17 protein-coding genes are annotated in these 17,160 nt (G+C 70.2%); 5 read left to right on the top strand and 12 right to left on the bottom strand.

Annotation, left to right across the window (positions count from 1 at the left end):
• Positions 1-125: 125 nt before the first annotated feature.
• Complete coding sequence (locus tag C8K30_RS25115; RefSeq protein WP_108495629.1) at positions 126-1,037, bottom strand: hypothetical protein; 912 nt, start codon at positions 1,035-1,037, stop codon at positions 126-128.
• A gap of 27 nt (positions 1,038-1,064) precedes the next feature.
• The gene (locus C8K30_RS25110; RefSeq protein ID WP_233257435.1) at positions 1,065-1,547 is read right to left on the bottom strand and encodes a MarR family winged helix-turn-helix transcriptional regulator; all 483 of its coding nucleotides are present in this window, start codon (positions 1,545-1,547) and stop codon (positions 1,065-1,067) included.
• 89 nt (positions 1,548-1,636) lie between these two features.
• Between C8K30_RS25110 and C8K30_RS25105 the strand changes: the two genes are divergently transcribed.
• From C8K30_RS25105 to C8K30_RS25090, 4 genes are all read left to right on the top strand, one after another.
• On the top strand, positions 1,637-2,260 hold the full coding sequence (locus C8K30_RS25105; protein WP_108495627.1) for an NADPH-dependent F420 reductase: 624 nt from the start codon (positions 1,637-1,639) through the stop codon (positions 2,258-2,260).
• Between the two features lie 67 nt (positions 2,261-2,327).
• The gene (locus tag C8K30_RS25100) at positions 2,328-3,236 is read left to right on the top strand and encodes a VOC family protein (RefSeq protein WP_108495626.1); all 909 of its coding nucleotides are present in this window, start codon (positions 2,328-2,330) and stop codon (positions 3,234-3,236) included.
• 103 nt (positions 3,237-3,339) lie between these two features.
• A complete protein-coding gene (locus tag C8K30_RS31050) occupies positions 3,340-4,053 on the top strand; it encodes a hypothetical protein (RefSeq protein WP_199230692.1) in 714 nt (237 codons plus the stop codon).
• Between the two features lie 30 nt (positions 4,054-4,083).
• Positions 4,084-4,590, top strand: coding sequence for a GNAT family N-acetyltransferase (locus C8K30_RS25090; RefSeq protein ID WP_108495625.1), 507 nt, complete (start codon positions 4,084-4,086; stop codon positions 4,588-4,590).
• A gap of 60 nt (positions 4,591-4,650) precedes the next feature.
• Here the strand turns inward: C8K30_RS25090 and C8K30_RS25085 are convergent, their stop codons facing one another.
• The 8 genes from C8K30_RS25085 to C8K30_RS25055 form a co-directional block, all read right to left on the bottom strand.
• Complete coding sequence (locus tag C8K30_RS25085; RefSeq protein WP_108495624.1) at positions 4,651-5,883, bottom strand: ROK family transcriptional regulator; 1,233 nt, start codon at positions 5,881-5,883, stop codon at positions 4,651-4,653.
• A gap of 2 nt (positions 5,884-5,885) precedes the next feature.
• Complete coding sequence (locus C8K30_RS25080) at positions 5,886-8,492, bottom strand: beta-galactosidase (RefSeq protein WP_158281125.1); 2,607 nt, start codon at positions 8,490-8,492, stop codon at positions 5,886-5,888.
• Positions 8,489-9,172, bottom strand: a complete 684-nt coding sequence (locus C8K30_RS30500; protein WP_146197592.1) for a YesL family protein — start codon at positions 9,170-9,172, stop codon at positions 8,489-8,491. Before C8K30_RS30500 ends, C8K30_RS25080 begins: the two co-directional genes overlap by 4 nt.
• 131 nt (positions 9,173-9,303) lie before the next feature.
• Positions 9,304-10,863, bottom strand: a complete 1,560-nt coding sequence (locus C8K30_RS25075; protein WP_108495622.1) for a DUF3502 domain-containing protein — start codon at positions 10,861-10,863, stop codon at positions 9,304-9,306.
• A 90-nt stretch (positions 10,864-10,953) separates the two neighbouring features.
• Entirely contained in the window at positions 10,954-11,874 is a 921-nt protein-coding gene (locus C8K30_RS25070) for a carbohydrate ABC transporter permease (RefSeq protein WP_108495621.1), read from the bottom strand.
• 27 nt (positions 11,875-11,901) lie between these two features.
• Positions 11,902-12,885, bottom strand: a complete 984-nt coding sequence (locus C8K30_RS25065; RefSeq protein WP_233257434.1) for a sugar ABC transporter permease — start codon at positions 12,883-12,885, stop codon at positions 11,902-11,904.
• Positions 12,886-13,110: 225 nt separating this feature from the next.
• A complete protein-coding gene (locus C8K30_RS25060; protein WP_108495620.1) occupies positions 13,111-14,103 on the bottom strand; it encodes a hypothetical protein in 993 nt (330 codons plus the stop codon).
• A gap of 167 nt (positions 14,104-14,270) precedes the next feature.
• Positions 14,271-15,326 carry a hypothetical protein gene (locus tag C8K30_RS25055; RefSeq protein ID WP_108495619.1) on the bottom strand — a complete coding sequence of 352 codons (1,056 nt, stop codon included), beginning with the start codon at positions 15,324-15,326 and terminating at the stop codon, positions 14,271-14,273.
• A 305-nt stretch (positions 15,327-15,631) separates the two neighbouring features.
• Here C8K30_RS25055 and C8K30_RS25050 point away from each other — a divergent pair, with 305 nt between their 5' ends.
• On the top strand, positions 15,632-15,877 hold the full coding sequence (locus C8K30_RS25050) for a hypothetical protein (protein ID WP_108495618.1): 246 nt from the start codon (positions 15,632-15,634) through the stop codon (positions 15,875-15,877).
• A gap of 42 nt (positions 15,878-15,919) precedes the next feature.
• Here the strand turns inward: C8K30_RS25050 and C8K30_RS25045 are convergent, their stop codons facing one another.
• Positions 15,920-16,321: a RidA family protein gene (locus C8K30_RS25045; RefSeq protein WP_108495617.1), complete on the bottom strand. Its 402-nt coding sequence runs from the start codon at positions 16,319-16,321 to the stop codon at positions 15,920-15,922.
• Positions 16,322-16,379: 58 nt separating this feature from the next.
• On the bottom strand, positions 16,380-17,156 hold the full coding sequence (locus tag C8K30_RS25040) for a helix-turn-helix transcriptional regulator (RefSeq protein WP_108495616.1): 777 nt from the start codon (positions 17,154-17,156) through the stop codon (positions 16,380-16,382).
• Positions 17,157-17,160 lie beyond the last annotated feature (4 nt).

The raw sequence follows: 17,160 nt of genomic DNA, 5'->3' as shown, positions 1-17,160 counted from the left end.
GCCCGCGACCGTCCGGCAGCAGGCCCGACGTCGGCGCGTCCGGCGTCGGGCCGTGCGACAGGCCGCGCGGCGGGCCGAGCGCAGCGCCCGCTCGCTTCGAGCGGGCGCCCAGGCCGCGGCCCGGCTCACTGCCCCTGCGCCTCCCGCCGACGGCGGCGCGCCTGGGCCGCGCGCTCCTCCGCGTCGCCGAGCTCGTCCTCGACGGCGGCCAGGTCCGCGCGAGCCTTTCCCGCCGCTGACCGGGCCTTGTCCAGTTCACGGCGGGCCCTGGCGTGCTCGGCGGTCAGCCGCTCGAGCTCCCGGTCCAGACGCGCCACGTCGCCCTCGCCGTGCTCGATCGCCGCGTCCGCGGTGCGTAGCCGCTCGCGCGCATCGTCCCGCCGCGCCTCCAGCCGGTCCACCTGCGCGGACGTCTCCTCGACCGCCTGCTCCGCGGCCTCCAGGCCGGGCCCGGGCGGCATGCCTTCGGCCTCAGCCCCCTCCGGCCCGACGTCGGCCCTCGCGGGGCGCAACGCGACGAGATCGGCCTCCTCGCCGAGCTCGTCAACTATCCCGAACCCGGAGTGCTGCAGCGCGCGGGAGAGGCGTCCGGCCCGAACGACGGCTGCGGCGTCCGCGTCCATGACCGCGGCGGTCAGCGTCTCGGTGAGGCGGTCCAGCACCGCCGCCGAGACCGGCCGCCCGCCCACCTCACCGGCCTCGCGCACGGCCCGGACCAGGGCATCGGTGCGCTCCCGCCGCAGGTGGTCCAGCGCCCGGATGCGGCCGCGGTCCCGGTCCTGCGTCGCCGCCCGCAGCTCGTCGCCGACGGCGGTGAGCGCCGCGACGTCCGCCCGGCGCTCCCGTGCGACGTGGTTGACCACCCAGGCCGCGACCGACGGCTTCGGCAGGCGCTTCACGCGCGCGGCGCCGAGCTGGTCGCCGCCGTCCGCCGCCTGCCGGGCCGCAGCGTCGCGGGCGGCGACGAAGCCTTCGAGCGGCGCGGCGTAGAGCGCGTCGATCGCTTCGTCGAGGTCGGTCTGGTCGGGCGCGGTCACGGTCTCACCGTGGCACGACCTCGGCGGTTAAGTCACCCGGGGGTGGCCCGACTCGTCGGCGAGCCTCGCGGCGATCACGCCGGTGATCTCGGTCAGCGCGTCGAGCTGGTCGGGCGTGAGCGCGTCGATGACGAGCCGTCGCGCCATCGCGATGTGGCCGGGGACGGAGCGGATCAGCTCGCGTCGGCCGTCGCCCGTCAGGCCCACGTTGGTGGCGCGGCCGTCCTCGGGGCAGGGGGAGCGGACGATGAGGCCGCGCTTCTCCAGGCGCCCGCACACATGGGACAGCCGCGGCAGGGTGGCGTCTGTGGCCTCGGCGAGCGCTGTCATGCGCATCGTCGGCCCCGGGGTGAGCTGGAGCGCGGACAGCACCACGAACTCGAAGTGCGTCAGCCCGGAGTCGCGCTGGAGCTGCCTGTCGAGCGCGGAGGGCAGCAGCTGGAACACGGTGGTCAGGCCCAGCCAGGCCTGGGACTCCTGCTCGTTCATCCGGGGTACGCGTCGCTTCACAGCCCTCAGCCTACCGTTTGGTTGACGCGACAAGCTATTTGGTGCGAGACTACGAGCGTTACTTGTTGCGACAACCATCTGGAGCGAACATGAGCACGGTCACCGTCATCGGAGCAGGAAACCTCGGCAGCGTCGTCGCGGGCATCGCGGCGAAGGGCGGGACGGGCGTCCAGGTCCTCGCCCGCGACGTGGAGAAGGCGCAGGCGGTCGCCGGCCCGCTGGGCGGCACGTCCGGCGCGGTCGGTGACGCGATCACGGGTGAGATCGTCGTGCTGGCCGTTCCCCACCCCGCGGTGGCGGACGTGCTGGCCACCTACCCGGGTGCGCTCGACGGCAAGGTCCTGGTGGACGTCAGCAACCCCGTCGACTTCAGCACCTTCGACAACCTCACCGTCCCCGCCGACTCCTCGGCCGCCAAGCTGCTGCAGGATGCCGTACCCGGGGCGAACGTCCTCAAGGCGTTCAACGCCAACTTCGGCGCCACCCTCGGCACCGGCACGGCCGGCCCCGTGCAGACGGCGGTGCTCGTCGCCGGCGACGACGCAGCTGCCAAGCAGACCCTCGTCGACCTCGTCACCGCGGCCGGGCTGCGCGCCGTCGACGCGGGGTCGCTCAAGCGGGCGCGGGAGCTGGAGGCCATCGGCTTCCTGCAGATCACCCTCGCGGGCGCCGAGAAGATCTCCTGGGCGGGCGGCTTCGCCCTCGTCGACTGATCCGCCGGAACCAGCTGAAAGGACGCGTCATGCCGAACACACATCAGGTCATCGCAAGGAGCGCGGCATGAGCGCGCCGAAGCCCGTCCCCGCGTGGCGTCCGGACAGCGTCGCCACCGCGGGGACGGCACCCGACGGCACCCGGATGAACACCGTGGAGCTGCTCGTGCGCGATCTGGACGCCATGACCGCGTACTACCAGGACGCGGTAACCCTCGACGTCCTCGACCAGGCCGGCGCCACCGCCACGCTCGGCCGCGGCGGTGTGCCGATCATGGTGCTCCGCCAGGAGCGGGACCTGCCGGGCGCGGATCCGCGCGGTGCCGGGCTCTATCACACCGCCATCGTCTTCGAGGACGAGCGGCGGCTGGCCGCATCGCTGGCCTCCATGGCCGAGCGGGTGCCGCAGACCTTCACCGGCAGCGCCGACCACCTGGTGAGCGAGGCGTTCTACTTCACCGACCCCGAGGGCAACGGGGTCGAGCTGTACCGCGACCGCCCCCGCGAGGACTGGACCGTGCACCCGGACGGGACGGTCGCGATGGCCAGCGAGTACCTCGACCCGAACCAGTTCCTGCGGCGCTGGCACGACCCCGACGTGCCCGACGCCGGCGCCTCCGCCGCCGTCGGGCACGTGCACCTGCAGGTCGGCGACATCGCCTCCGCGCGCCGGTTCTACGTGGACACGCTCGGGTTCGACGTCACCGCGCACATGGAGTCCGCCCTGTTCGTCTCGGCCGGCGGTTACCACCACCACATCGGCATGAACACCTGGCACAGCGCGGGCGCGGCGCCCCGCGCCGCGTCCCTCGGCCTCGGCGACGTCCGGATCCTCGTCCCAACCCGGGACGACGTCGAAGCCCTCGCGGACCGCCTCCGGTTCCACGACATCCCCACCGCTGACGACGGCGACACCCTGCGCTTCGCGGACCCCTGGAACACCCGGCTGGCGGTGTCGCCCGAGACCGGCGACTGAGCTCGTCAGCGTCTGCGACGCGGCAGGTCGTCGCCCTCGAGTCGTCGGGCACCTGCACGGTCGATGCTGGTCAGGTGCCGCCAGATAGCGCATCATGTCGGATATGCCCGAGCGAAACCGTGCGGCCGGGTCGGGCGGGGGCCTCGAGCGCTTTCGGCAGATCCCGGTCGAGATCCGGGCAGCGATCATCGGAGGGATCATCGCCGTGATCGGCGGCCTGATCACCGCCGTCGTCACGCTTGCCGCCGACGGGCCAGGACCGCTGGCCGTGCCCCCGTCCCCGACCGTCACCGTCACGGTCACAGCGTCGGAAGCGGGAGATACCGAGGACACGGGTGGTCCCAGCCCGACGCCGACGACGGAGCGGCCGGTCCCATCACCTTCCCCGACGCCATCCCCCTCGCCGACGCCGACGCCCTCACCTCCTGCTGTCCCCTCGCCGCCCGCGGCCGACGAGGCGGAGCCCGCGGGCCCGGCGCCGGGAACGCTCCGGAGGGCATCCGCGGGACCGATGAGCCTGTACTCCGGCGACTGCGTGGATCTCGACAGCACGGAGCCCGCCTGGGGCGCGCCCAGGGGCGACTTCTGCGTCGACGGCATCTACCTGATGAACGAGGAGATGAGCACGTTCGACCGGGAGCCGGAGTTCGCGGACTGCCAGGCCGCGACGGCGTCGACGAACCAGGTCAGCCCGTTCGAGGTGATGGGGCAGTGGGTGTGCGCGCGGTCCAGTGAAGGCCGGTTCGCGCGGGTGTTCGTCGTCGACTACGAGCAGACCGCCTGGAAGCTGACCTTCGAGCTGACGGTCTGGGAGTAGGCGTCAAGCCACCGGCCATAGGATCCCGGCATGGTCGAGAACGTTGCTGAACGGATCGAGGTGCGGGTCGCACGAGACGACGAGCTGGAGCAGACCGTGCGGCTGCGCTGGCTGTGGACCGCGGAGCGGGAAGGAGCCGACGCGGTGGACGACGATGCCGACTACGTCCCCCGGGCGGCCGACTGGGCCCGAGCACATCGGGACACGCACGTGCCGCACGTCGCGGTCCTCGGCGATCAGGTGATCGGGATGGCGTGGCTCGCCCTGACGCCGCGGGTGCCCAAGGTCGGGGCGATCCAGCGGTTGTCCGGCGACCTGCAGTCCTGTTACGTCATGCCCGAGCACCGCGACCGCGGGATCGGCGGGCGGCTGGTCCGTGCGGTCATGGCGACCGCCTCGCTGCACGGTGCGGAGCACATCACGGTCCACACCTCGCCGGACTCGGTGGGCATGTACTCGCGGAACGGGTTCGAGCACGAAGAGCGGCTTCTGTACGCACAGCTCGACGAAGAGCGCGGCGGGGTGGCCGCCGGCTGACCGCCGTGAGCCGAGACGCGGGCGCCCGTCCCACAGGAGATGGGACGGGCGCCCGCGCCGTCAGAGCGCGTTCGGGAGCCGCGTCGTCAGGAGGCCGACGTCGGTCAGGAACCGCTCCAGCGCGATCGTCGCGACGCCCGTCGCTACCGAGTTGCCGCGGACGGTCGAGACCTCGAGGCGCAGGTCGTCGGCGGAACGGCCGGGTGCCTGCTCGATCAGCCTGGCGCGCGTCGCGGGCAGCAGGTGCTCGCCGAGCGCCCACGTGGTCCAGCCGGTGAGCGTGACGAGCTCTGGATTGATGACCGCTACGAGGTCGGCCAGCGCCGACCCGAGGTAGTAGGCGGTGCGCTCGATGGTCTGCTGGACGGCGGAGTCGGCGTCGGGCCGTTCGGCGGCCTCGGCCATGGAGCTGATGAAGTCGCGCTGCATGGTGAGGTCGGCGAGGGGATGGAGGGGCTCGATCTCGCGGAGGGTCTGCTGGATGCCGGCAGCGCCGATGTACGCCTCGACGCAGCCGTGCCGCCCGCAGCGGCACAGGCGGCCGTCGAGGACGAGTAGGGAGTGGCCCCATTCGCCGGCGGAGTTGGTGGCGCCGCGCAGGACGTGGCCCTCGAGCACGATCCCGGCACCGACGCCGGTGCCGAGGTTGATGGTGACCATGCTGGAGCAGTACCGGCCGCGGCCGAGCCAGAGCTCGGCGGTAGCGATCACCTTGAGGGGGTTGTCGATGATGAGCGGCAGGCCCACGCGTTCCCGCAGGTGTTCGAGCTCGACCCGGTGCCAGTTCCAGTGCGGCACGACGACGGACACGCCCGACGAGCCCTGGACGAGCCCGGGGAGCGCGACGCCGACGCCGAGGATGTCGGCACGGGTGGCGCCGCCCTGCTCGAGGACCTTGTCGAGCGCGTTGCCGATCCCCTCGACGACGGTAGCCGGGTCGAGGACGTGCTCGTCCCGCGGTTCCTCGACGGAAGCGACCTCGTTGAGCGCGGCGTCGAACATGTCGGCGCGCACGTACGTCTCGGCGACGTCGATGCCGACGACGCGCCCGCGGGCGGCGTTCATCGTTAGGGTCGCGGTGGGCCGGCCCACCCGGCCGATGGTCAGCTTCGTCTCGATGACGATGCCCTCGGTGATCAGCTCACCGACGACCGTCGCGACAGTGGACGGGCTGAGCCCGGTGGTCGCGGTGATCTCGTTCCGCGTGGTCTCTCCCGCGACGAGGACCGCGTGCAGGACGTCCAGCCGGGACTCGCTGCGGATGTCGCGCGACGTCCTTCTGGGGGCAGCCATGTTCACTCCTGGACCACGGTGGCACGCACGCGCCCGAGCAGCGGGGGCACCTCCCCTCGCGTCGCGCGGACCATTAATCGGATCGTCCCAGTATTCCACGCGGCGGGCAGCCAGAGCCGGGTGGCGTCACCGCCGGTGAAGCGCGGCCGGGCGGGGTCGTCGAGCCAGGCGCGACCGAGCAGCTCGCCGCCCGCGAAGGCGCTGACGCGGACCTGCCGGCCCTCGAACCGGAGCGAGAGCCCGCCGGCCGGGACCTCGGCGTCGAACCAGGCCTCGTCGCCGGGGGAGAGGTCGAGCGGGAGGCTCACCCGCTCGCCGGTCGCGCCGGTCGCGGCGAGCTCCAGGAGGGCGTCGTCGGGCTGCGGCTCGACGTCCCAGCCGCGCACCGGCTCGAGCCGGAGCAGCTCGGCGCGCAGCCCGGCGCCCGGCCGGTGCGGCACCGTGATCGCGACGTCCGAGCCCTCGCCGGGCGCGAGGGAGAGCCACGGCTCGTCCTGCGTGACTGCGTGGGTGACGCCGTCTACGACCACCTGCGCCGAGCCCTCGACCCCGTCGAGGTGCAGCGCGTGGTGCGATCGCCCGTCGACGGGCAGGCCGCGCCGGTACGTGACCGGAGCGCCGACCCGCGTGCTGCTCCAGCCCGTCAGCGTCCGCAGGGGCGCGGGGTCGCCGGACCAGGTTCCCTCGCCCGAGACCTCCCACAGCGCGGACACGTCCTCGCGCCCGACGACGGACCACACCCGCCCGAGCCCGCGCAGCGACCCCGTCCGCAGGGCGGGGAGCCGCGCGTCGTCGAAGTTGGCGTGGCCCCAGGTCTCGACCGTGGCCTCCAGCCGGCGCGCTCCCGCGACCGGCACCAGGACCGAGGCGCCGAATCGGGCGAGGGCGGGCCGGACGTCGTCGTCCAGCGTCAGGTCCACGATGTCCGAGGCGCCCTGCAGGAGCAGCTCGGTCAGGCCCTCGACGTCGGCGCCGTAGTGCGTGCGTCCGCGGTAGACGCCGAGCGCCTCGGACGACGGCGGCAGGTCGTGCCGCGCAGTGGCGCCCGTCCGGGTGCCGAGGTCGAGGCGGGTGGCCGTCCCGATCAGCACGGGCGCACCCTCGGCGGGCGGGGCCGCAAGCGGGTCGCCGACGTCGTCGGGGTGGAGCACGACGACGTCCCACGTCGTACCGCCCGCTTCGAGCGTCGCCCGGACCGGGGCGCCCGGGGCGGGGGCGGCGAGGTCGGCGGCCGCGACGTCGCCGTCGGGCATCCCGAGGATGATCACGCTCTTGGCGCGCGCCGACAGCGTGAGGCCGTCCGGCCCGGCGCCGACGAGGTCGGCGGTGGTGAGGCGGAGCGTGCCGGGCAGGCCGTAGGACGCCAGGGGCAGGTCGCGCAGGACGAGGAGGCACGACGCCGGGGGTAGCGGGACCGTGATCTGAGCGGACGCGTCCCCGTCCCCGGGTGCCGATGCGGAGGCGGGCGCGGGCAGCGTGACCGTGCCCGCCTCCTCGGTCAGGTTCGGGATGCCGAGGAGCTCGCCGCCGCCGTCGAGCAGGAGACGGGAGGGCGACGCGCTCGTGGCGACGTCGGCGGTGAACGCGCCGGGCGCGGCCTCGGCCGAGGCCCGGGCGAGTGCCGGGCCGAGCGTGCGTAGGACCGCGGCCAGGACGCGCGCCTCCGCGTGCTCGGGGCGCGGGGCGCCGACGGGGTCGAGGTAACCGCCGAAGTCGTAGTCGTGCGACATGAAGCCGCCCGGGTCGCCCCAGTTGCCGACCGACGGCGTCCAGCCGAAGTCGTACCCCGACGCCTGGAGGTAGGGCGCGACGACCTTGGCCCCGCTGACGACCAGCCGCCGGAGCGTGGCGTGCAGCCGGTTCGTCTCGGTGACGAGGAGCGGCAGGCCGCGGCCCGCGACGAGGTCCGCGTAGCGCCGGACCTCGGGCTCGACGAACGCCGAGCGGTCGTCCGGGTAGAAGTTGAAGGCGGGCGCGACGCCGTCGACGTCGCCCGTGGCGCCCGTCAGGTCGCCCTGCCCCGCGCACGCGACGAGCGGTACGCCGATCCCGTGCCGGAGGGCGAGGTCGCGCAGCCGGCCGACGTATCCGGCGCGGTCCGCGCAGTCGAAGAAGTCGAGCTCGTTCTCGAGCTGGACCGCGACCACCGCGCCGCCGCGCCCGTGCTCGCGTGCGGCGAGCAGGGGGAGGACCTGGTCGAACCAGGCCTCCACGTGCGCGAGGTAGCGCGGCTCGGCCTGCCGGAGCCGCAGCCCCTCCTCGAGGGTGAGCCACGCGGGCAGGGCACCGCCGTCCCACTCCGAGCAGATGTACGGGCCCGGGCGGGCGATCACCCGCAGGCCGGCGGCGTGCGCGAGGTCGAGGAACGCGGCGACGTCGCGCCGCCCCTCGAAGTCCCACCGCCCGGGGGCGACCTCGTGGAAGTTCCACGGGACGTACACGTCGATGAGGTCGTAGCCCGACGCCCGCACTGCCTCGAGGCGGGCGGCCCACGACTCGCGCGGGATGCGGAAGTAGAACAGGGAGGCGCACAGGCGCACCTGCTCGCCGCCGTCGAGCACGAGCCCCGAGGGGCCGAGGGCGACGGCGGTCGCGGTCGTCTCGGTCACTGCACACCTGCGCTTTCTGCTGAGCTCTCCGGAGAGACGGTTGTCTTGGGTGCGATGTACTTGTCGAAGACGCTCGTGAACACGACCCCGTTCACGAAGGCCGTTCCCGCGAACCCGATCAGGAACCAGAGCAGGCCGTACGCCGTCGACGCCGGGTAGAAGACCGTGATGACGACGGGCAGCGCGGTGACCACGACGACGGTCAGTGACGCGGCCAGGTGCCGGGCCGACATGAGGCGCGAGTTGTTCAGCACGTCCCGCAGGCTGTTCTCGAACTTCGCCAGGTAGGGAAACGCGTACAGGGCGACCAGCACCACCCGGAAGGCCACCAGGTAGCAGATCGCCTGCAGTACGAGCTGGGCGACGGGGGAGAGGTCGAGGACCTCCACGGCCACGTACCAGGCCGCGAGGACCAGCGCGAGGAACGCCACGACCAGCCCCAGGAGGGTTGCCTGCCGGAAGTTCGCCCGGAACGACCTGAGGTAGTCGCCCGTCACGGACTCGCACTCGTTCGTCCCGATCCGCATGGCGGTGTAGTTGAGAGCGGTCAGCGATGCCCCCAGGGTCACGACCGGGACGGACGTGGCCACGAACACGAGGTTGAGGATCATCAGGTCCGCGATCCTGGTCAGGAACCGCAGGAGCGGTGAGTCCGCATCGAAGATTCCGGTTCTGCTCACGATCGCCTTGTCTCTCGGGACGGGTCTCTCGGGTCGGGACTGTCGGGACTGCCGGGTCTCTCCGGGCGTGCTGCGCGGGCCCGACGCCGCCCGCGTACGGGCCCGCACAGCACGATGGTCACGGCTGGGGACTACTCCAGGCCGCGCTCTTCCGCCCAGGCATCCATGTCGGTCTGGATCGCGGCCCGGGCGTCCTCGTAGCCCGCGTCGTTCAGCTTCTGCCGCATCTCGTCGATTGCGGCGGCCGGGTCGTCGAACTTGCCGTACTGGAGCTGCGGGATGTACTCGGAGAGCACGCCGCCCATGGCCGCCAGCGTGGGATCGATCAGGTCCTTGTTAACGACGAGCGTCGAGTACTCGTAGTCCTTCGCCGACGCGTCGAGCTCGTCGTAGATCTCCTGCTTGTTCGGCGCGTCCGTGACCCGGTCCGGCTCGAACTCGTCCATGCGGCCACCCCAGAAGTTCGACCCCAGGGCGTCGGTGGACGAGTCGTAGCCTTCGGGGTAGCCGAGCTTGCCGTCGTCGGTCATGACGTAGTCGGTGCCCTCGATGCCGAAGTTGAGCAGCTTGTAGGCCTCCTCGTCGTTGCGCAGGACGTCGTAGACCTCGAGTGCCTTCTCGGGGTTGGCCGAGTTGGCGCTGACGGCCATGGCCCCGTGCGTGAGGATGTCCCGGAAGTAGTTCCCGTTCTCCTGGCCCCAGTAGAAGAACTTCGGGTCGGACCCGGGCTGCTTCTTGGTCATGTTGTCCACGATCGAGCCGACGAACGTCTGCGTGTGGTGCTGGTCCGCGCCGGACAGGCCCGCGAAGAACTCCTCCCGCGTGTCGCCGTCGTAGTTCAGCGCGTCCTCGCGCCAGACGCCGATGTCGTTCCACTCCTTCGCCAGCTCAGCGGCCTCCAGGAGCTCGTCGCCCTCCATGTACCAGGATGACACCGTGTAGGGGTCCGACTCCGTGGTCTGGAACGGGAAGTAGATCCCGGCGCTCACCTGCTGGATCGTCTGGCCGTCGGTGTGCCCCTGGAGGTACCCGGTCAGCGCGGCGTCGTTGGGTCCCGCGATGTCCCACGGGTAGGCGTCCGGCTGGTTCTCCTTGACCCACTCGAAGTAGGTGGTGAAGTCCTCGAACTTCGTGATCGTGCCGTCCTCGAAGCCCGCCTCCGTTGCCCAGTCGCCGCGGTAGAAGAACCCGTGGTTGGTCCACTGGGTGAAGTTGTCCTCGGGGATGAAGTAGATCTGCCCGTCGTCCAGCTTGGTGAGGTCCCAGTCCCCGGCGGCGTCGACCTGGTCCCAGGTCTTCGGCGCGTTCTCCTGGAGCATCTCCTCGGACAGCGGCAGGAACGCGCCCTTCTCGGCGTTCTCCCAGGCGAAGAGCCAGTCCGTCGCGGTCGTGATCAGGTCGACGTTGTCGTCGCCGGACAGGAGCTGGACGTTGTACTGGGTCTGCCAGTCGGCCCACTCCACGTAGAACAGGTCGAGGTGGGCGTTCGCCTCCTCCTCCAGCCGCACGTTCAGCTTCTCCAGCATGGCCTCGAGGCGGCCGTTGGTGGGCTTGTCGCCGAGCACGAGCATCGTGATCTCGGTCGGCTCGCCGGATTCTTCGCCGCCGCCCGGGCCACAGGCCGCGAGGGCGGTCACGCTCATGGCCAGTGCGAGGGCCGCGGCCCCGGTCCTGACGAGAGACTTTCTCATCGTTGAGACTCCCTAGTTTTGTTGGTTCTTGCAGGTGTTTCGAATTGCAGGTGTTCTGTCTTGCAGGTGTTCCGCCCGGACGGACGATCGTCAGCCCTTCACCGCCCCCACCGTGATCCCGCTGACGAAGTACTTCTGGACGAAGGGGTAGACGAGCACGATCGGCCCGGTCGCGACGACGGCGCTCGCCATCTTCAGGGTGTTGCTCGGCAGGTCCGTGATGCTGACGTTCGAGCCGGCCACCGAATTGCGCAGTGCGTTCGCCGTGTTGATGAGGTTGTACAGGTGGTACTGGAGCGGTTTGAACTCCACGGTGCTGCCGAGATAGAGCGAGGACAGGTACCACTCGTTCCAGTAGCCGAGGGCCAGGAAAAGGCCGATGGTGGCCAGCGCGGGTTTCATCATCGGGAGCACGAGCTGGAGAAAGATCCGGAAGTCGCCCGCCCCGTCGACCTTTCCGGACTCGACGATCTCGTGAGGCACGGACCGCACGAAGTTCTTCATCAGGATGATGAGCCACGGGGTCATCAGGAGCTGGAGGAATACCGCCAGATAGCTCCCCCGCAGCTCGAGGTAGCGCGAGATCCAGATGAAGGTCGGCGCCAGCCCGGCGGAGAACAGCGTGGTGAAGTAGATGAAGAACGATATGCCGTTCCGGAACGGGAAGTCCTTGCGCTGCAAGGCATATCCCGTCATGGCGATGATGAACAGCCCGAGCGCGGTGCCCGCGACCGTCATCGTGATCGTCACGACGTAGGAGCCGATGATCTGTTGGGGCGCCTTGAATATGTACTCGTAGGCGGCGAACGTGAACTCGTTGGGCAGCAGCCCGAACCCGTCCCTCATGATCGCGGACTCGCTGGAGAGCGACGCCGAGACGATGAAGACGAAGGGCAACGCGCAGAATGCGGCGAACAGCGTGACGCCGAGGTAGGAGATACCCCGCAGCACGAGGTCGTCCTTGCCGGCCTTGACCTTGCGCGGTCGCTTCGTCGCGACGACGGCAGTCATCTCGTACCCTCTTTTCCGTCTCTTCTGTCAGAACAGCGCATAGTCTTCGTTGATCTTTCGCACGACGTAGTTGCACGTCATGACCAGGGCGAATCCGAAAAGGGACTGGTACAGCCCCACCGCCGTGGACGACGTGAAATTGTTCTGGGAGATGATCATCCGGTACACGGACGTCTCGATGATGTCGGTCGTCTGGAAGAGGGCGGCATTGTTCCCGACCAGGTTCCAGAACAGGCCGAAGTTCCCCGACATGATCCCGCCCAGCGAGAACAGGAGAAGAATGATGAACGTGGGCTTCAGGCTCGGGAGAATGATGTACCGGATGCGCTGCCAGGCCGATGCCCCGTCGATCGCCGCGGCCTCGAACAGGGAGTTGTCGATTCCCATGATCGCGGCGAAGTAGACGATGGAGCCGTATCCGGTGCTCTGCCAGAGCCAGAAGAGAATGATGATGATCGGCCAGAGGCCGGCCATGCTGTAGATCTTGAGCGGGTCCCCGCCGGACTGCTCGATCAGCGCGTTGACGACGCCGGTGTCGTAGTTCAGCAGGTTGAACGCGATGACGCCGACGAGGACCACCGAGATGAAGTACGGCAGGAACATCGCGGCCTGGCTGATCTTCTTGAAGTACTTCGACCTGATCTCGTTCAGCATGATCGCCAGCGCGATCTGCAGGATGTTCCCGAGGACGATGAAGGCCACGTTGTAGAGGATCGTGTTCTTGGTGAGCAGCCACAGCTGCCCGGACTGGATCAGGAACTCGAAGTTCCTCAGCCCCACGAACGGGCTCCCGAAGATCCCGTCCCGGTAGTTGAAGTTCGTGAACGCGATCCACACCCCTGGCATGGGGGCGTAGCTGAAGACGAGGAAGAAGACGATGGCCGGGAGGCACATGAGGAGCAGCGTCCTGTTGTCGCCGATCCGTCTCAGCAGCGACTTCCGACTTCGTGCCGGCAGGGGCTCGTACCGCCCACCGCGCACCTGCCTCGCCACGTTCGCCTGCGTCGCCACTGCAACCGCCTCTCTGCGGTCCGGGGCCAGCCTCGTCGCTGACACCGCCGGGTTGTAACGCGGCTAAACCTAACCGTCGATTTAATTCGGGCGGTACCCCCTGGGGGTCACGAAACGATCACGATGTTAGCGTTAACGTGGCGTGTGACGGGCCGCCTCGCAGGCGATCCCCGAGACACGGAGCCGGCCCGGCTCCTCCTGGAGCCGGGCCGGATCGGGGTGTGGTCAGGCGGTTCGTGCGATTGCGATGTTGGTGTTCGCGCGCTGTCCTGCCTCGTAGAACATATAGAGGCGGCCGTCTTCTTCGGCGAAGCTGGGAGCCGCGGCCCGGGTCGCGACCGGCTCGGAGTACAGGACGCCGAGGTGGTTCTCGCGGTCGAAGCTCGTGCCGACGTCGGCGACATGGATGGTGCCCGCGCCGCTGTGGTAGACCACGTGGCCGCCGCCGTTGCGCGACCAGTAGTGGGCCCCCGAGAGCTGGCCGCCCTCGCCCGCGGCCGGCGAGATCAGCGGGTCCTGCTTGAACTGCCAGCCCGAGGCCAGCCGGTTCGACCACCCGATGAAGATCTTGCGGGTCCCGGCCTGCATGCCCATGAACAGCATGATGTGGGTGTCGGACTTGGTCGGGTGCGGGAACACCCGGGCGTACGAGCTCTCAGTGACGTTCGAGGGCAGCATCCCGGTGGTGAGCACCGTGCCGCCGTAGGTGAAGTTCCGCCCGTCGGCCGACGTCGCGACCCTCGTGGTGGTGTTCTCCCCGTGGAAGTACAGGTAGATCCGGCCGTCCGCGGCGTTCCACACCGCGTGCGGGCTCGAGACGTGGCTGACCGAGTAGTGCGGCGACCAGGTGCGGGAGATGATCGGGTTGCCCGAGTACTCCCGCCACGGGCCCTCGAGGGAGTCGGCGTACGCGAGGCAGATCCCGCCGGGCGGGTCGTGCGGCGCGTAGTACATGTACCAGTTGCCCAGGGGGTTCTGGACCTTCCCGGCGACGTTTCGGATCGAGGGGAAGATGATCTCGTTGGTGGGGTTGTAGGCGAGCGCGGACTTGTCCAGGGCCGCGCCCAGGCGGGTGAAGGCCGGGAAGCCCGGCACCGCCGCGGCGGCCGGCGTCGCGCTGCCCGCCGTCGCGATGCCCAGGGCGGCGGCCGAGCCGAGGGTTGCCGCGCCGAGGATCAGGGTTCGCCGGTCCAGGACGAGCTTGCGGTCTGCTTCCATGACGACTCCAGTCCGGCCCGGGCGGCCGCCGCCGCGCTCCCGTGCGCGACGGCGCGAAGAACCGCGCCGGACCAATCGGAGTCGAATCTTTGACCTGCGATGTCCGGCCGTCAACAGGATGATATGGATCATCAACTGGGTGGCTCACGGGCGGGGCGGGCTACGACTCAGGCGCCGCGCGCCTTCACCATCCGCTCCTCGCGGAGCGCCACCTCCAGCGCCATGAAGGCCAGCACGTCCAGGAGCAGCCCGAACGCCGCCGTCCACCGCACTGCCCGGAACACCAGGAGCTGGGTGAACAGCAGGCTGATGAGCACCGCGCGGCGCACCCAGACCGCGCCGCTCAGCCGGTTCCGCCGGCCGACGACGACGCCGGTGGCCAGCAGCGCGACGGAGACCCCGACGGCCGCGAGGATCGCGAAGCCGGTCCACTCCGGCAGCCCGGGCACCAGCCCGCTCGCGACGCGCACGCCCACTGTCGCCTCGGCCGCGCACACGAGCAGGAGGGCGGAGATCACCAGCCAGGCAGCCCACGCCCGGTCCACGAGCGCGTCCAGCCACCGGACCACGCGGTCGACGGCGCTGCGGACCAGGTCGGGTACGTCCGCGTCGTCGTCGGGCACGGCCTCGACCAGCTCGGCGACCAGGCTTGCGCCGGGCTCGCCGGCGCCCTTGGCGGCGAGCGTGCGTGCCTCCTCGCGGGCGGCCGGTGTAAATCCGCCGGCCAGGCCCGCGGCGAGCCGGTCGGCCGCCACGGCGAGGTACTCGGCCGGGTGGTGCGCCCGGCGGCCGTGCAGCCCCTCGACGATCAGCACGAGCAGCACGGTGACGAAGTAGATGATCGCGGCGGTGGGCGCGTAGAAGTAGTCGTTGTCGGAGGTGACGAACTTGCCGACCTCGTCGATGAACAGTCCGAAGCCGACGCCGCCGAGCATCGCGCCGAGCGACCGCGGCACCGGGCCGACGTACGACAGCAGCAGCATCATCGCCAGCGCCATGAGGAGCCCGCCCCACAGGACGTGGGCGAGGTGCAGCCCGCCCCCGCCGATCTGCGGATAGCCCGTCGCGGCGAGGTAGGCCCGTGTGGCGAGGACGGTCACGACGCTCGCCACGAGGAAGGTCACCAGGTGCCGCACCGCCGACGTGTCGCGCGGCGCCCCGAGCCGCAGCAGGTGGTTGCGGCCGGCGAGGCCGCCTGATTCGGTCCTGAGCTCGTTCGTCATACCGTCTCCCCTCGCGCCTGCAAGCCGCGCACAAGTTTCCTGCAACCGTGCCTACCTACATTTTGTATCGGTGCTGAAAGCGTCCTCCTACCAGGAGGTTCCCCGCTTCATCAGGTACGGCAAAGGAGTCACATGATTCGCACACACGTCAGGGCTGCTGCGGTGGCAGCCATCGTTGTCCTGGGGTCCGTTCTCGCCCCGTCACTTCGGCTCAGGCAGCGGACTACGAGGTCAACTACACCGAGCCGAGGTCCTACTCCTCGCACCCGAAGGACTGTGCATCCGTCGACCGCTACACGGCATGCGTGCAACCGTACGGCGACCTCATCTGGATCAAGGACGGCCTAAAGGACGGCTCCTCACCGTTCGTGACCTGGACCGACCTGGACGGTGACCGCTCGGGTCAGTGCATCGACCAGCAGGGCTTCGATGCCGGATGGACCGCCTGCAACAAGAACTTCCCTGAGGGGCACGAGATCCGGTGGCAGTTCGTCTGGCGAAACTACGACGGCACGTGGGAGGCCTCGGCCTACCAGTACACGACCGTCTGAGTACGGCAACCGCAGGCCCGCGTCCGGAGGAGGAGCGGACCCTTATCGCAGCACGGCGGCGATCGCGCTGACCTCGATGAGTGCGCCCGGCACCCCCAGCCCGGCGACCCGCGCACCGAGCACCAGGGGCGGTTCGTCGGACGCGAGCATCGGAGCGATCGCCCCGTACGCTGCGGCGAGATCAACACCGTCGACGAAGAGCACGGTCCACTGCACGACGTCGGCGAAGGTGGCGCCGGCCGCGGCGAGCGCGGTCCCCGCGTTCTCCAGGGCACGGGCGGACTGTACGGCCACGTCGTCGACGCCGATGATCGAGCCGTCGGCGTCGACGGCGTTCTGACCGCCGACGTAGATCGTGGTGGCACCGGGCGGCACGATCGCGACGTGGCTGAAGGCCGGGCTCGAGACGAGCCCATCAGGGCGAAGGAGCTGTATGGAGTCCATACCTGATGCTTGCACGAGCCACTGACACGAGCGCCGGCCGTAGTGGGTCGACGGCGCGTCAGTCTGATTCCGCGGCTCGCTCGTTGTAGACGAACAGCAGATAGCCAGGGACGCTAGCGACGTTGAACGCGTGGAACTCAGCCGTCAGCAGCCCTCGGGAGTGATGGCGCAGCAGCTTGGTCTCGTGCGTCTTGGGGCGTACGTCGTGCTTGGCCCAGATCGCCGGGAACTCCGGGCTGCCCGCGCGCAGCTGGTCGAGCAGCTCGACCTGCCGGGCCGGCGTCGCTGCGAAGTCCGCGCTGGCCCGCAGGTTCGCCACCGTCGCCTCCGCGGACGCCTCCCAGTCGACGAAGAACCGACGGCCCTCCGGGTCGAGGAAGACCATCTCGAGCAGGTTGGACGTGTCGGCGAAACCGTCGAAGAGCTCCTCGGCCTTCTCGTTCATCGCCAGGACGTCGAGTACGGGGTCGAGCACGATCGCTCCCGCCTCGCGCCACGAGTCGAGCAGGGTGAGCAGCTCACCCGGGACGGCGCTGAGGTAGACCCGTTCGTTCAGCCGCCACGCAACTCCCGCCAGGGCGTAGAGGTGTCGCTGCTCGTGGACGTCCAGCCGGAGCGTCCGGGTCAGTGCGGACAGCACACGCTCGGAAGGATGCGGTTCGCGGCCCTGCTCAAGACGCCGGTAGAAGTCGACGCTGAGGCCCGCGTCGATCGCGACCTCCTCGCGGCGCAGACCGGGCACCCTCCGGTGCTCTCCCGGCGGTAGCCCGAGCTCCTGCGGCCGCAGCTTCGACCGTCGGGTCCGCAAGAAGTCGCCCAGCTCGCTTCCTCCCATGTCA

Source organism: Promicromonospora sp. AC04 (genome assembly GCF_003058225.1).
Lineage (GTDB): Bacteria > Actinomycetota > Actinomycetes > Actinomycetales > Cellulomonadaceae > Promicromonospora.
The sequence above is the reverse complement of the archived record's forward strand: the minus strand, read 5'-3'. Positions and strand labels throughout refer to the sequence as shown.

Excerpts from the sequence above, each read along its gene's own strand:
- C8K30_RS25105 (WP_108495627.1), top strand. The coding sequence starts at position 1,637 with ATGAGCACGGTCACCGTCATCGGAGCAGGAAACCTCGGCAGCGTCGTC.
- C8K30_RS25100 (WP_108495626.1), top strand. The coding sequence starts at position 2,328 with ATGAGCGCGCCGAAGCCCGTCCCCGCGTGGCGTCCGGACAGCGTCGCC.
- C8K30_RS31050 (WP_199230692.1), top strand. The coding sequence starts at position 3,340 with ATGCCCGAGCGAAACCGTGCGGCCGGGTCGGGCGGGGGCCTCGAGCGC.
- C8K30_RS25090 (WP_108495625.1), top strand. The coding sequence starts at position 4,084 with ATGGTCGAGAACGTTGCTGAACGGATCGAGGTGCGGGTCGCACGAGAC.
- C8K30_RS25085 (WP_108495624.1), bottom strand. The coding sequence starts at position 5,883 with ATGGCTGCCCCCAGAAGGACGTCGCGCGACATCCGCAGCGAGTCCCGG.
- C8K30_RS25075 (WP_108495622.1), bottom strand. The coding sequence starts at position 10,863 with ATGAGAAAGTCTCTCGTCAGGACCGGGGCCGCGGCCCTCGCACTGGCC.
- C8K30_RS25070 (WP_108495621.1), bottom strand. The coding sequence starts at position 11,874 with ATGACTGCCGTCGTCGCGACGAAGCGACCGCGCAAGGTCAAGGCCGGC.
- C8K30_RS25060 (WP_108495620.1), bottom strand. The coding sequence starts at position 14,103 with ATGGAAGCAGACCGCAAGCTCGTCCTGGACCGGCGAACCCTGATCCTC.
- C8K30_RS25055 (WP_108495619.1), bottom strand. The coding sequence starts at position 15,326 with ATGACGAACGAGCTCAGGACCGAATCAGGCGGCCTCGCCGGCCGCAAC.
- C8K30_RS25045 (WP_108495617.1), bottom strand. The coding sequence starts at position 16,321 with ATGGACTCCATACAGCTCCTTCGCCCTGATGGGCTCGTCTCGAGCCCG.
- C8K30_RS25040 (WP_108495616.1), bottom strand. The coding sequence starts at position 17,156 with ATGGGAGGAAGCGAGCTGGGCGACTTCTTGCGGACCCGACGGTCGAAG.